Here is a 14,483-nt window from a genome sequence, read left to right on the forward strand (position 1 = left end):
GCCTCCAGCCGGCCGCGAAGGAGATCTTCTCCGAGGCGGCGGCAAGCGACTGGCTCGCCCAGCCGCCGTCGGCGATGGTCGACGAGCGCCCTGTGGCCGCGATCCATCAGGCGGTGCGCCGAGTGCTGCCGCCGCAGCAGGCCGCCGAGATCCTCGCCGATGCGGGACTGCGCACCGGCGACTACATCCTCGCCAACCGGATTCCGAAGCTGGCCCAGGCCGTGCTGAAGATCATGCCGGCCTCGATCGCCGCCAGAATGCTGACCAAGGCGATCACCGCGCATGCCTGGACCTTCGCCGGTTCCGGCAGGTTCTCCGCGACCGCCGGCAAGACCGTGACATTCGAGATCGCCGCCAATCCGCTGTGCGCGGGGGAACACGCCGATCACAACGTCTGCGTCTGGCACGCCTCCGTATTCCAACGGCTATTCCAGTCGCTGGTGTCGCCCTATACACGGGTCACCGAGACGGCGTGCGGCGCACATGGCGACAATTGCTGTCGCTTCGTCGCGGATTGGACCTCGATTCCGGACGCCGCCAATATTTACGCCAGCCGGCGGTCAGAGCCGATCGCAGGCCAATCAGAAACCCTTTCCGCGCGTTGATCCGCGGGCGATGAGAGAGATCACGACGATGTCGTCAGCCCTCGATAAATACGCCAAGAGCTCGGTGCCGCGCTACACCAGCTATCCGACCGCGCCGCATTTCGCCAAGGACTTCCCGGAGTCGATCTATCGCGGCTGGCTCGCCCAGCTCGACACCGACGAGCCGATCTCGCTGTATCTGCACGTGCCGTTCTGCAAGCAGATGTGCTGGTACTGCGGCTGCAACATGAAGCTTGCGGCGAAGTACGATCCGGTCGCCGACTATGTCGAGCACCTGATCGACGAGATCAATCTGGTCGGCGACGCCCTGCCCGGCACCATGCCGGTGCGGCATCTGCATTTTGGCGGCGGCACCCCGACCGTAATCGATCCGCAGGACCTCGGCGCGGTGATGACGCTGCTGCGCGAGCGGTTCGAATTCCTGCCCGACGCCGAGATCGCGATCGAAAGCGATCCGCGCACCCTGACCGAAGACATGGCCGCCAAGATCGGCGAGCTCGGCTTCACCCGCGCCAGCTTCGGCGTGCAGGAATTCGACCCGAAGGTACAGGAAGCGATCAACCGCATTCAGCCGCCCGAAATGGTCGCGCGCGCGATGCAGCTATTCAAATCGGCCGGCGTCGAACGGATCAATTTCGACCTGATCTACGGCCTGCCCTATCAGACCGCCGAAGATCTGCGCCGCACCGTCGAACAATGCGTCGAGATGAAGCCCGACCGGGTGGCGCTGTTCGGCTACGCCCATGTGCCGTGGGTCGCCAAGAACCAGCGGATGATCCCGGACGAGTCGTTGCCGAAGCCGGAGCTGCGCGCCACCCAGGCGGACACCGCCGCTGAAGCGCTGGTGAAGGGCGGCTATGTCCGGATCGGCATCGATCATTTCGCGCTGCCGGGCGACTCGCTCGCCGTTGCGTCCAAGACCGGCGAACTGCACCGCAACTTCCAGGGCTACACCGCCGACGCGGCGCAGACCCTGATCGGCCTCGGCGCCACCTCGATCGGTCGCACCCCGAGCGGCTACGTCCAGAACATCAGCGAGACCGGCGCCTGGGCGCGCGCTGTTGAGGCCGGCAAGATTCCGGTGGCGCGTGGTCATGCTCTGACCCAGCAGGACAATCTGCGCGCGCACGTGATCGAACGGATCATGTGCGACGGCAAGGTCGACCTCGCCGCCGCCGGCAAGGCGTTCGGCTACGACGAGGACTGGTACACGCCGGAGCAGGAGTCGCTCGCCGAACTGCAGCGCGACGGCGCGGTGGTCTGCAACGGCAGCAAGCTGACCCTGACGCCGGACGGCGTGCGGCTGTCGCGCGTGGTGGCGTCGGTGTTCGACACCTACCTGCGCAATTCGTCGGTCCGGCACTCGATCGCGGTCTGACCGACCTTACAGTCATACCAACTAACAAAATGCGCGCTTCGGCGCGCGTTTTGCGTTTTGACGCAGCTCAATTGCAAATCCGCTACCGGGTGGATTATTACCGCCAACGGTAATGGAGCAGGCTTCAGTATCGTTACGGAGCTGCATCTTTAACGGAAACTACCACATCTAGCCGCCTAATCGCCGCGTGGTTCTCCCGTGAGGGTCGGCGACGTCGCAGCCCTCCACGATCGAACTCATCGAGGTACGTGCAATGGCCCACAAACTCAAAGTCACCGACGACATGGTTGCCAAGGCCGCCGCTGCGTTCCGCGCCGCCTCCGGCAGCGAAATCTATTGTCTGCGCGCCGCGTTGGAAGCGGCACTCGCCAACCAGACGTTCTCGGTCGGCGACGAAGTCACCACCCAGGGCGGCGCCACCGGCATCATCCTGTCGATCAATGGTGACGAAGCGCAGATCTCCTGGTCGTGCCGCGGCAAGACCACGACCAAGCTCTCCGAGCTCGAGCACATCGAGCACGCCGAGTCGGTGCTGGTCGACAACCGCGCCGCCTGAGACCCGGTGTTCCGCTGGTGCCGGCTGCTGCCGGCGCCGGCCTCGCCGATCGGCACGTTGCGCCGATGGCCGGATCGTTGATCCACGTCAACCTCCCGACTGAGGCGTTTGATCCAATGCGGATCAAACGCATCAAAACAATCGGGAGGACACCATGCAGATCCAACAGATCCATCACGTCGCCTATCGCTGCCGGGACGCCAAGGAAACCGCCGCATTCTACGGCCGGGTGATGGGAATGGAGCTGATCGGCGCGATCGCCGAAGACAGGGTGCCGTCGACCAAGGCGCCCGATCCCTACATGCACATCTTCCTCGACGCCGGCGCCGGCAACATCCTGGCGTTCTTCGAGCTGCCGAACTCGCCGCCAATGGGGCGCGATCCCAACACGCCGGACTGGGTCCAGCACATCGCGTTTCAGGTCGATGGCGTCGATGCGCTGATGGCGGCCAAGCAGCGCGCCGAGGCCGACGGGCTCGACGTGGTCGGCCCGACCGATCACACCATTTTCAAATCGATCTACTTCCGCGATCCGAACGGTCACCGGCTCGAAGTCGCCGCCTGGACCGCGACGCCGGATCAGCTCGCGCAGATGAAGAGCGTCGCCCACGCCATGGTCGACGAATGGGCGGAGACCAAGAAGCCGCCGCGTCACACTGCATGGCTGCACCAGAAGGAATTCGCCGACGCCGAATAGCACCAGCACGTCTCGGGAGTTGCACGATGAGCAAGCTGGTGCTTGCGGCCAAGGTCAGTCACGTCCCCTCGCTGATGCTGTCGGAGATCTCCGACAGCCCTCTCCATTCAGCGCGCGCCGGCGCTGTCACGGCACTGCGCGAACTCGGCCGCCGCGCCAGGATACGCGAGGTCACCACCTTCGTGGTGTTCGATACGCACTGGCTGTCGAATTTCGGCTACCACATCAACGCCAATACGCAGCATCGCGGCTCGTTCACCAGCCACGAAGCGCCGCATATGATTCAGGATCTGCGCTACGATCTTCCCGGCGATCCGGCGTTGGCGCAGGCGATCGCTGCAGAAGCGCAGGGCCATGGACTGAACGTGCTGGCGCATCAAGTCCCGTCGCTCGGGCTCGAATACGGCACCATCGTGCCGATGCATTATCTCAATCCCGACGGTTGGGCGAAGGTAGTGTCGATCGCCTCGCCGCTGTTCACCTCGATCGAGGAGAGCCGCATCCTCGGCGAAGCGACACGGCGTGCGATCGAAGCCTCGGACGAACGGGTGGCGATTCTGGCATCGGGCTCGCTGTCGCATCGGCTGTGGCCGAACAAGGATCTCGGCCCCGACGCCTGGACCACGATTGCCAGCGAGTTCAACCGTCAGGTCGATCTGCGGGTGCTCGAGCTCTGGCAGGCGCGGCGCTACCGCGAGTTCACCGCGATGCTTCCGGACTATGCGGTGAAGTGCAACGGCGAAGGCGGCATGGCCGATACCGTGATGCTGTTCGCAGCGCTCGGATGGGACGATTACACAGGCGAAGCGGAGCAGTTGTGCGATTATTTCCCGTCGAGCGGGAGCGGTCAGGTCAATGTCGAGTTTCATGTAAGTTAATTTGCAGGTGTATTCGGCTCGCATTACCACCGAGACGCCTTGACAAAACGGCTCGCTACCTGCGGAATCGCCCGCGATGGGACGCTCCCCAAGCCGCGGGACATGCATGACCGGAGTACGACAGCTGGGAATGCTTCAGCTCGCGATCCTGATCGGGATCGCGGCGCCGTCTTCGCGCGCCCAGGCGCAATGGTGGTCGAACAAGGAGCCGGTCGACTACGAGGACTGCGTCGCCAAAGGTGAAGCCAACGCGACCACGCCCGACGCCAAGTCCACGCTGCAATCGCATTGCGACGCCAAGTTCGCCGGGCGGCGCAAACCGGGCGGCGGCTACAGCTATTACGACTTCATGCAGAATCGCAGTTTCGACATCGCCGGACCTAACCCGACGACCGAGGAACTACGCAAGATCGACGAGGCTTATACGGCGTATCTCGACGAGCGCCGCCGCAAGATGATCGCGGCGGCCTTTGCGGCCAAGCAGCAGCAGATCGCAGCGCTGCAGCAGCAACAGCAAGAACAACGGCAGGCGATCAAGTCTCCACCGCTGCCTAGACCACGACCGGTGGCGGGCAAGCCAGACGTGACGACCGAAAAGCCGCAGGCTGACCAATCCGCGACCGACAAGCCGAAACCGCGCGCCGCGGCCGACCGGGCGAAAGCACGAACCGACAAACGCCAGGCCGCGCGCCGACGAACGCCGGACCCACCGCGCTATGCCTGCGGCAGCAATGATCCGGTGTCCTGCGGGCTGACGCAGCTATCGGCTGGCTTCAGCGCGGTGAAGACCTCGCTGTTCGGCGCCTCGACCGCGAACGCCCCGCGCCGCTGAGCGGCGGGTTCGCCTAGCGGCCGGAGCGCTGGATCACATCCATCAGTTCTGCGATTTTCTGGCGCTGATCAGCCTTGTCACCACTCGCGATCGCATGCTCGACGCAATGCGCGACGTGGTCCTTCAGCACTTCTTCCTCCACCCGCCGCAGCGCGGCGCGGACCGCTGAGATTTGGGTGACGATGTCGATGCAGTAGCGCCCCTCCTCCACCATCTTGGAGATACCGCGCACCTGCCCCTCGATCCGTCCCAGCCGTTTTTGACACGACGCCTTGATGTCTTTGTGCATGCCGGATATATACCCCTACACGGTATGGGTTACAAGCGCCAGGGTGACGCGATGCGCGACGGTGAGCATGCGGGGCACGACGCCCCTGTCAAGAACACGGGTTGTTGCGGATCGGACGGCGCCAACGCGCCGGCCGCTTCGTCCTGTTGCGGCGGCAATAGCGCCGCGACGCCGGCTTCGGCGGTCGACCCGGTCTGCGGCATGACCGTCGATCCGGCGACGACACCGCACCGGTTCGATCACGACGGCGCCACCTATTACTTCTGCTGCGGCGGCTGCCGCGACACTTTTGCGGCCGATCCGGCTGGCGTGCTGGCGAGGGCCGCAAAGCCCTTCTCGCTGCCGCCGAAGCCGGCTCCGAAGCTGCACCAACTCACCGAGCTGCCGGCCAAATCGTCGTGCTGCAGCGGCCATGGCGATCACACGCATGATCACGCGCCCGCCCAGGCGATCGACCCAGTCTGCGGCATGACCGTCGACGTCGCGACCAGCAAGCACAGCTTCGAGCACGACGGCACCACCTATCATTTCTGCTGCGGCGGCTGCCGCACCAAGTTCGCGGCCGATCCGCAGCGCTATCTCGCCAAGGTGACCAGTTCGTCGTGCTGCGGCGGCGCGCATGATCACGCGGCCCATGATCACGGCGCGACCGAGGACGACGGCAAGGTGATCGACCCGGTGTGCGGCATGAAGGTCGATCCCGCCACCAGCAAGCACCGCTTCGCCTACAAGGGCACGACCTATCACTTCTGCCGCGAAGGCTGCCAGACCAAGTTCGCGGCCGATCCGGTGTCGTATCTCGACAAGAGCAAGGCCAAGCCGGCAGCGGACGTGCCGGAAGGCACGATCTACACCTGCCCGATGGATCCGCAGATCCGCCAGGTTGGCCCCGGCACCTGCCCGATCTGCGGCATGGCGCTGGAGCCGGAACTGGTGTCGCTCGACGACGCGCCCAATCCCGAACTGATCGACATGACCCGGCGGTTCTGGATCGGCCTGGGATTGGCGCTGCCGGCGGTGGTGCTGGAGATGGGCGGCCACCTCGTCGGCGGTCACGGCCTGATCGATCCGGCGCTGTCGAACTGGATTCAGCTCGTCTCCGCAACGCCGGTCGTGCTGTGGGCCGGCTGGCCGTTCTTCGTGCGCGGCTGGCAATCGGTGGTGACGCGCAACCTCAACATGTTCACGCTGGTGGCGATGGGCACCGGGGTGGCGTACATCTACAGTCTGGTCGCGACCGTCGCGCCGCAACTGTTTCCGCCCGCGTTCCGCGGCCATGGCGGCACCGTGCCGGTTTACTTCGAAGCCGCAGCAGTGATCACCGTGCTGGTGCTGCTCGGCCAGGTGCTCGAACTGCGCGCCCGTGAGGCCACCTCCGGCGCCATCAAGGCGCTGCTCGGCCTGGCGCCGAAGACCGCCCGCAAGATCGAAACCGACGGCAGCGAGCACGAGGTCGAGATCGACAGTCTCAGCGTCGGCGACAAACTACGCGTCCGCCCCGGCGAAAAGGTGCCGGTCGACGGCACCATCGTCGAAGGCCGCGGCACGCTGGATGAATCGCTGGTGACCGGCGAGTCGATGCCGGTGAGCCGCGAGGCCGGCGGCAAGGTCGTGGCCGGCACGCTGAACCAGTCCGGCGGCTTCGTGATGTGCGCCGATCAGGTCGGCCGCGACACTATGCTGTCGCGCATCGTGCAGATGGTGGCGCAAGCGCAGCGTTCGCGCGCCCCGATCCAGCGCGTCGCCGATCTGGTTGCCGGTTGGTTCGTGCCGACGGTGCTGCTCGCCGCTGTCGCCGCGTTCGCCGCCTGGGCGACGTTCGGCCCGGAGCCGCGGCTGACCTTCGCGCTGGTCGCAGCCGTCAGCGTGCTGATCATCGCCTGCCCGTGCGCGCTCGGTCTCGCCACCCCGATGTCGATCATGGTCGGCGTCGGCCGCGGCGCCCAGGCCGGCGTGCTGATCCGCAACGCCGAAGCGCTGGAGCAGATGGAGAAGATCGATACGCTGGTGATCGACAAGACCGGCACCCTCACCGAGGGCCGCCCGAGCGTGGTGGCGATCGTGCCTGCGAACGACACGGACGAGACCGAACTGCTGCGGCTCGCCGCCAGCGTCGAGCGCGCCAGTGAGCATCCGCTCGCCGACGCCATCGTCCGCGCCGCCAAGGAGCGCGGTCTCGATCTCGCCGACGTCGCCGACTTCGATGCGCCGACCGGCAAAGGCGCGACTGGCCGGGTCGCGGGCCGCACGGTGGTGATTGGCAACCCGGCGTATTTGGCCTCGCTCGGCATCGACACGGCTTCGCTCGCGGCGAAAACCGATGAGCTCCGCGGCGACGGCGACACCGTGGTCCACGTCGCGATCGACGGCCGTCTCGCCGCTCTGTTCGCGATCGCCGATGCAGTGAAGCCCTCGACGCCGGACGCGCTGAAAGCTCTCGCTGAAGAAGGCATCAAGGTGATCATGCTGACCGGCGACAACCGCGTCACCGCGGGCGCCGTAGCGCGCAAGCTCGGCATCGCCGATGTCGAGGCCGAGGTGCTGCCGGATCAGAAGAGCGCAGTGGTCGAGAAGCTGCGCAAGGAGGGCCGCATCGTCGCGATGGCCGGCGATGGCGTCAACGACGCCCCCGCGCTGGCGGCGGCCGACGTCGGCATCGCGATGGGAACCGGAACCGACGTGGCGATGGAAAGCGCCGGCGTCACTTTGCTCAAGGGCGATCTCGGCGGCATCGTCCGCGCCCGCAAATTGTCGCAAGCGACGATGCGCAATATCCGGCAGAATCTGTTCTTCGCCTTCGTCTACAATTCGGCCGGCATCCCGATCGCCGCCGGCATTCTGTATCCGAGCTTCGGTCTGTTGCTGTCGCCGATTATCGCCGCAGCCGCGATGTCGCTGTCGTCGGTGAGCGTGATCGGCAACGCGCTCCGCTTGCGCCGTACCGCGCTGTGACGGCGGCGCGGTTGCGACTAAGAGCCGCCTGCGTCCAGTTGATCTAACGCAAGGATTGGCGGTCGATTGGACGTATTTTGCGGTCGCGAAGGTTTGCTGCAAATCGCTGCGTATTTGCGGATAGCGACATCGAGGTCGGCCATGTCACGAATCATTGAATTGCTGAACGAAGAGCACCGCAACATCGCGCGCCTGCTCGACGTGCTCGAACAAGAGCTCAGCGTGTTCGATCGCCGCGAACGTCCCGACTACGAAATTTTCCAGGCGATCATCCAGTACTTCAAGGAGTACCCGGAGGCCTGCCATCATCCGAAGGAAGACGTCGTCTACCGCATCCTCAAGGAGCGCAATCCGGCGGTGGCCGGGACTGTCGGCGACATCGAGAAGGAGCACGAGCTGGAAGTCGACCGGCTGGCGCACTTCGCCAAGGTCGTGGACGACGTGCTCGCCGATCAGGAACTGCCGCGCCAGACCTTCCACGCCGCAGCGCGCGACTTCATCGAGCATCAGCGCCGCCACATGCTGAAGGAAGAGCAACTGCTGTTCCCCGCCGCGCTCGAAACCCTCACCCCCGAAGACTGGGCCAAGATCGACTCGCGGATCGACGACCGGAAAGATCCGATGTTCGACGGTGAGATCGCCAGCAAATTCCAGAATCTCTATGCGACCATTCTGCGCTGGGAGCAGGAGACCGAAGCCGAGCGCAGCAAGGCACCGGCGCGCGCCTGATCGGCGCGGCGGTCCGCGGCGCAAGGTGCCCGCGGACCAGACTGATCGGGCAGCCGGAGCTTTAGGTCAGTCGTCTTCGCCGGCGTAGTCGGCCCAGCAATCCGAGGTCTCGTACACCCGCACGCCGGAAAGCTGCGGCAGGTCCGGTTTGGTCCGGCGCCAGATCCACACCGCGATGTTCTCTGCGGTCGGGTTCTCCAGCCCCTCGATGTCGTTGAGACAATAATGGTCGAGTCGCTTCAACAGCGGCCCGAACACCGCCTCGATCTCGAAGAAATCCAGCACGAAGCCGGTGTCCGGATTGACCGGGCCGGTGAGCTCCAGCTCGACCCGATAGGAATGCCCATGCATCCGCTTGCAGCGGTGGGTTGCCGGGACATTGGGCAAATAATGGGCGGCTTCGAAGCGGAACGCTTGGGTGATCTTCATCGGTTTCGGGGGTTGGGCGGCCGGTGCCGGCCGGAACATCGGCGGACCTATATAAGAGCGGCAGCCGCATTTAAAGCCGCTATGCCCGCAAAACTGCCTGCGGGCAAGTCCACCCACCACACAGCCGCCCCGCCGCCAGGTGGCAATCGAGCCGTCCGCTGCCCTGCCGGCGGAGGCGCCCGCACCGGGCGCCTCCGGAGCAGTTACTTCTTGGCCTTCTTGGCTTTCTTCGCCTTCTTGGCCGTCTTAGCCGCCTTCGGCGCCTTCTTCACGGTCTTCTTGGTCGCCTTCTTCGTCGCTTTCTTGGCGGCCTTCTTCGTCGCCTTCTTCGTGACCTTCTTGGCGGCCTTCTTCACCGTCTTGGCCTTCTTGGCCTTGGCGACGGTCTTCGCCTTCTTGGCTTTCTTCGCCATCTCGTCCTCTCGAGCTGATGGATACTAACTCCACACGAGACGGGACCGGGCTCGCCGATCTTGCAACCGCCTCTATTTTGATCCGAACAGATTCGCTGCCGCTTCTATCGGCTGACGAAGATATTTCGCGTTGTTATCCACAATTGTTCGCTCATTCCGCGCACAACTCAACGTTAACGCGAAGTAAATGGCCGCTGTCACGCAATGCTGCGGCGCCGTTCACTGTTTCAAAACCAACTCGTATTTTTGCGAAGCATGATCAGATTCCGTTAAACGCTCACGGCGCACCCTCCGCTGAACTTTGGGAGTAGTCATGGGCGGACGGCAGATAACAATCGGGGGTTGGGTGGCCTCCATCGAGCGGAGGCGCGCATGTTGAGCATGCCGACGCTATGGATCGTCTTCCTGATCAACTTCATCGCGCTGGGTCTGGTGTGGGTCCATGTGAGCCGCAGCTATCCGAACTTCACCCCGGCCCGCTACATGACAGCGGCCTGCTTCGTGCTCGCGACCGGTTCGGTCGTCGGCATGCTGCGGGTGGTGATCAATCTCGAACTGTCGCTGATCGGTGGCGGCACGCTGGTGGTCTTCGCCTGCTGTTTGTCCTCGATGGGCATGTACGAGTTCTACGGGCGGCGCGTGCCGTGGACGACCTCGATCATCGTCACCGGAGCTGTTGCGGTCGGACTTACCTTCTTTGCCTTCGTGATCGACTCGATGGCGATGCGGATCGTGGTGTACTCGATCGCGCAGTTGATCCCGATCGCGATGACGCTGCCGCTGGTGATGTCCGAGTCCGGGCGCCGCAACCCCGGCGCGCGGATGGCCGCCGTGATCGCCTGGCTGATCATTGCGGTCTACGTCGTGCGCTCGATCGCAGCGCTGATCGGCATCGGCGGCGAATTGTCGATCATTCACTTCAACGCCTTCCAGGCCTCCCTGGTGCTGGCGCTGGTGTTCCTGTCGATGACCTGGAATTTCGCCTTCCTGCTGATGGCGATCGACCGGCTGCGCTCGGAAGTCGAGAACCTGGCGCTGCTCGACGATCTCACCGGCGTCTCCAATCGGCGGCATCTGCTGCAGCGGATGTCGGAACAGTGTGCGATCTCGGTGCGCACCGGCGAGCCGTTCGCGGTGCTGGCGATCGACCTCGACGGCTTCAAGGCGATCAACGACGGGCACGGCCATGCGGCCGGCGACGAATGCCTGCGCCGGTTCTCGAACGTGGCACAGTCGCGTTTGCGGCCCGGGGATCTGCTGGCGCGGGCCGGCGGCGACGAGTTCTGCGTGGTTATGCCCGGCACGACGCTGCGCGAAGGCGCGATGATCGCCCGTCACATCCTGGAAGAGAGCCGCGCCGTTTCGGCGCGCAGCGACGCGCGGATCAGGATCGCCGCATCGATCGGCGTGGCGCAATGGACCCCGCAGATTGGCCTGCACCCCGAGCGGCTGATCGCGGCGGCGGACGTCGCATTGTACAACGCCAAGAAGCTCGGCAAGGACTGCTACGCAGTGTACGAGCCCGCGCCCGAGCCGCCGCCGGAGACGCATCTCCCCGCGCCGGACGCGCTGCGCAAGATCGCCTGACGCCGCGCTTCAGGCGAAAGCGCGCGCGGCATCCCGAGCGGAAATCCCAACCCCAAAATCGCGAACATCGGTCCCCGGCCGTGACGCCGCCGTTAAATTGCGGCGGCGGCAGAATGGTGTAAGTTTCGTCAACACAACACGGCCGCAGAGCCGGAACAAGGGAGAAACGGAATGATCGCCAGATCGATTGCGGCGGCGATGATGACGGCTGCGCTGCTGTCGTCCTCCATCGCCCGCGCGCAAGTCTCCGACGACGTCGTCAAGCTCGGCGTCCTCACCGACATGAACGGCCCCGCCTCGACGCCGACCGGCCAGGGTTCCGTCACAGCCGCGCAGATGGCGGTGGAGGATTTCGGCGGCACCGTGCTCGGCAAGCCGATCCAGGTGATCGTCGGCGACCATCAGCTCAAGCCGGACATCGGCGCCACGCTGGCGCGGCGCTGGTACGATGTCGAGCAGGTCGACCTGATCCTCGACGTGCCGGTCTCCGCGGTCGGCCTCGCGGTGCAGAACATCGCCAACGAAAAGAAGCGGCTGTTCATCACCCAATCGACCGGCGCGGCGGACTTCCACGGCAAGTTCTGCAGCCCATATACGATGCAATGGGTGTTCGACACCCATGCGCTCGCGGTGGGCACCGCGCAGGAGGTGGTCAAGCGGGGCGGCGACAGCTGGTTCTTCATCACCGACGACTACGCCTTCGGCCAATCGCTGGAGAAGGACGCCGCCGCGATGGTCACCAAGAGTGGCGGCAAGGTGCTCGGCTCGGTGCGGCCGCCGTTCGCGACCTCGGACGTGTCGTCGTTCGTGCTGCAGGCGCAGGCCTCGAAGGCGAAGATCATCGGCATCGCCGCCGGCCCGCCCAACAACGTCAACGAGATCAAGACCGGCGGCGAATTCGGCATCTTCAAGGGCGGCCAGCAGATGGCGGCGCTGCTGGCGCTGATCACCGACGTGCATTCACTCGGCCTGCCGACCGCGCAAGGTCTCTTGCTGACGACGTCGTTCTATTGGGACATGGACGACCAGACTCGGCAGTGGTCGAAGCGCTATTTCGCCAAGATGAACCGGATGCCGACGATGTGGCAGGCCGGCGTGTATTCGGCGACGCTGCATTATCTGCAAGCCGTCAAGGACGCCGGCACCGACGACCCCTTGAAGGTCGCGGCGAAGATGCGGGAAAAGCCGGTCAACGACTTCTTCGCCCGTGGCGGCAAGCTGCGCGAGGACGGGCTGATGGTCCACGACCTGATGTTGGTGCAGGTGAAGACGCCGGAGGAGTCGAAATATCCGTGGGACTATTACAAGATCCTCGCGCATATTTCGGGCGAGGACGCATTCGGCGCGCCCGATCCGGCATGTTCGCTGGTGAAGAAGTAGCGGGCACTGACTTCGAAGGCATCGATAGTCTCGATGCCTCTCTTCGTCATTGCGAGCGAAGCGAAGCAATCCAGCCCAGTGCTCGGAGGTGGATTGCTTCGTCGCTTCGCTCCTCGCAATGACGGCCGCGGGCGGCTAAGATCTGAAATGCGGCGGCCGCCGCCTGCAATAACGCGGCTAAAACGATCCCGAAGGAAAGCCCCATGGACTATCGTTCGCTCGGCCGTAGCGGCCTGAAGGTCTCGCCGCTATGCCTCGGCACCATGATGTTCGGCGGAGCCGCCGACAAGGCGACCTCGGCGCAGATCATCGACAAGGCGCGTGACGCCGGGATCAATTTCATCGACACCGCCGATGTCTACTCGATGGGCGGATCCGAACAGGTGGTCGGCCGCGCGATCGCAGCGCATCGCGAGCACTGGATCCTCGCCACCAAGCTCGCCAACCCGATGGGCGATGGGCCGAACCGCGCGGGACTGTCGCGCCGCCGCGTGATCCAGGCCGCCGACGACAGCTTAAAGCGGCTCGGCACCGACTGGATCGACATCTATTATCTGCATAAGGAAGACCACACGACGCCGCTCGACGAGACGGTGCGGGCGATCGGCGACCTGATCCGCGCCGGCAAGATCCGCTATTTCGGCGTCTCGAACTATCGCGCCTGGCGCGTCGCCGAGATCTGCAACATCTGCGACCGCCTCGGGATCGATCGTCCGGTGGTCAGCCAGCCGTATTACAACGCGATGAACCGGATGCCGGAGGTCGAGCACATTCCGGCCTGCGGCTTCTATGGCCTCGGCATCGTGCCGTATTCGGCGCTGGCGCGCGGCGTACTCACCGGAAAATATGCGCCCGATGCGGAGCCCGACAAGGACAGCCGCGCCGGCCGCGCCGACAAGCGGATGCTGCAGACCGAATGGCGTCCCGAATCGCTGAAGCTGGCGCAGCAGATCCGCGCCCACGCCGAGGCCAAGGGCGCCACCGCCGGCCAGTTCGCGGTCGGCTGGGTGCTGAACAACGCGCTGGTGACCTCGGTGATCGCCGGTCCGCGCACCGAACAGCAGTGGGACGATTACGTCCGGGCGCTGGACTATCGCTTCACCGCCGAGGACGAGGCACTGATCGACGCTCTGGTGGCCAGCGGCCATCCTTCCACACCCGGCTACAACGACCCGGCCTATCCAATCGAGGGCCGCCCGGTGCGCCACGCCGGCTGAGCACCACCCCGCTCCCAGCCAAAGTTGCGGCCGATCAAGCCGAAACGCCACGGCGGGCCGTAATCTCGGCCTCGCCGCGCGGTCGCGCGATCGTTGTTGCCTGCGGACCGCATCAGAAGCCGGGAGACCGCCCCATGACCAATTCCCATTTCCACGCCGTGATCTGGATCGACCATCGCGAAGCGCGGGTGTTTCATTTCAACCCGGCCGAGGCCGATAAACTCGTGGTGCACGCCGACAATCCGAACCGGCACGTCCACCATCACCGCGCTGTCGGCTCCGGCCACGAGCCGGTCGACGAACATTTCCTCCACGCCGCGATGGAAGCGATCGCCGACGCCGGCATCGTGCTGATCGTCGGGCCGGCGCAGACCAAGCACGCGCTGGAGAAGTACATCGCCGATCACAACCCCGCCCTGAAGGCGAAGATCGCCGCGGTCGAGACCGCCGATCACCCGAGCGACGGCCAGATCGTCGCCCATGCCCGCAAGTACTTCAAGGCCGAGGACCGCACGACACCGCAGACGCGGTGAGGCGCCGG

15 protein-coding genes are annotated in these 14,483 nt (G+C 65.0%); 12 read left to right on the forward strand and 3 right to left on the reverse strand.

Annotated elements, in window-relative coordinates; all coding sequences use genetic code 11:
• The 6 genes from bchJ to DNX69_RS19835 form a co-directional block, all read left to right on the forward strand.
• On the forward strand, positions 1–605 hold a 605-nt coding region (gene bchJ / locus DNX69_RS19810; protein WP_110787731.1), incomplete at its 5' end, for a bacteriochlorophyll 4-vinyl reductase.
• Positions 606–633: 28 nt separating this feature from the next.
• Entirely contained in the window at positions 634–1,983 is a 1,350-nt protein-coding gene (gene hemN / locus DNX69_RS19815) for an oxygen-independent coproporphyrinogen III oxidase (protein WP_110787769.1), read from the forward strand.
• Positions 1,984–2,236: 253 nt separating this feature from the next.
• Positions 2,237–2,539 (forward strand): preprotein translocase subunit YajC, encoded by a 303-nt coding sequence (locus DNX69_RS19820; protein WP_110787732.1) that lies wholly within the window; start codon positions 2,237–2,239, stop codon positions 2,537–2,539.
• A gap of 154 nt (positions 2,540–2,693) precedes the next feature.
• Positions 2,694–3,236 (forward strand): VOC family protein, encoded by a 543-nt coding sequence (locus DNX69_RS19825; RefSeq protein ID WP_110787733.1) that lies wholly within the window; start codon positions 2,694–2,696, stop codon positions 3,234–3,236.
• A 26-nt stretch (positions 3,237–3,262) separates the two neighbouring features.
• On the forward strand, positions 3,263–4,114 hold the full coding sequence (hpaD, locus tag DNX69_RS19830; RefSeq protein WP_110787734.1) for a 3,4-dihydroxyphenylacetate 2,3-dioxygenase: 852 nt from the start codon (positions 3,263–3,265) through the stop codon (positions 4,112–4,114).
• 130 nt (positions 4,115–4,244) lie between these two features.
• A complete protein-coding gene (locus tag DNX69_RS19835; RefSeq protein ID WP_349626987.1) occupies positions 4,245–4,946 on the forward strand; it encodes a hypothetical protein in 702 nt (233 codons plus the stop codon).
• A gap of 13 nt (positions 4,947–4,959) precedes the next feature.
• Here DNX69_RS19835 and DNX69_RS19840 read toward each other — a convergent pair whose 3' ends face one another.
• Positions 4,960–5,235, reverse strand: a complete 276-nt coding sequence (locus DNX69_RS19840) for a metal-sensitive transcriptional regulator (RefSeq protein WP_011157220.1) — start codon at positions 5,233–5,235, stop codon at positions 4,960–4,962.
• A gap of 51 nt (positions 5,236–5,286) precedes the next feature.
• On the opposite strand from DNX69_RS19840, the gene DNX69_RS19845 reads away from it, so the two are divergent.
• Positions 5,287–8,187 (forward strand): heavy metal translocating P-type ATPase, encoded by a 2,901-nt coding sequence (locus DNX69_RS19845; RefSeq protein ID WP_110787770.1) that lies wholly within the window; start codon positions 5,287–5,289, stop codon positions 8,185–8,187.
• Positions 8,188–8,328: 141 nt separating this feature from the next.
• Entirely contained in the window at positions 8,329–8,916 is a 588-nt protein-coding gene (locus tag DNX69_RS19850) for a hemerythrin domain-containing protein (RefSeq protein WP_110787736.1), read from the forward strand.
• 66 nt (positions 8,917–8,982) lie between these two features.
• On the opposite strand, the gene queD is transcribed toward DNX69_RS19850, so the two are convergent.
• Both queD and DNX69_RS19860 read right to left on the reverse strand, forming a co-directional pair.
• Positions 8,983–9,345, reverse strand: coding sequence for a 6-carboxytetrahydropterin synthase QueD (gene queD / locus DNX69_RS19855; RefSeq protein WP_110787737.1), 363 nt, complete (start codon positions 9,343–9,345; stop codon positions 8,983–8,985).
• Between the two features lie 203 nt (positions 9,346–9,548).
• A complete protein-coding gene (locus DNX69_RS19860; protein WP_110787738.1) occupies positions 9,549–9,758 on the reverse strand; it encodes a histone in 210 nt (69 codons plus the stop codon).
• Between the two features lie 372 nt (positions 9,759–10,130).
• On the opposite strand from DNX69_RS19860, the gene DNX69_RS19865 reads away from it, so the two are divergent.
• The 4 genes from DNX69_RS19865 (at position 10,131) to DNX69_RS19880 (ending at position 14,475) form a co-directional block, all read left to right on the forward strand.
• Positions 10,131–11,345 (forward strand): GGDEF domain-containing protein, encoded by a 1,215-nt coding sequence (locus tag DNX69_RS19865; protein ID WP_110787739.1) that lies wholly within the window; start codon positions 10,131–10,133, stop codon positions 11,343–11,345.
• Positions 11,346–11,516: 171 nt separating this feature from the next.
• Positions 11,517–12,725, forward strand: coding sequence for an ABC transporter substrate-binding protein (locus tag DNX69_RS19870; protein WP_110787740.1), 1,209 nt, complete (start codon positions 11,517–11,519; stop codon positions 12,723–12,725).
• Positions 12,726–12,928: 203 nt separating this feature from the next.
• Entirely contained in the window at positions 12,929–13,942 is a 1,014-nt protein-coding gene (locus DNX69_RS19875) for an aldo/keto reductase (RefSeq protein WP_110787741.1), read from the forward strand.
• A 134-nt stretch (positions 13,943–14,076) separates the two neighbouring features.
• A complete protein-coding gene (locus DNX69_RS19880; RefSeq protein ID WP_110787742.1) occupies positions 14,077–14,475 on the forward strand; it encodes a translational machinery protein in 399 nt (132 codons plus the stop codon).
• Positions 14,476–14,483: the final 8 nt, after the last annotated feature.

The organism is Rhodopseudomonas palustris, assembly GCF_003226555.1.
Classification (GTDB): Bacteria; Pseudomonadota; Alphaproteobacteria; order Rhizobiales; family Xanthobacteraceae; genus Rhodopseudomonas; species Rhodopseudomonas palustris_I.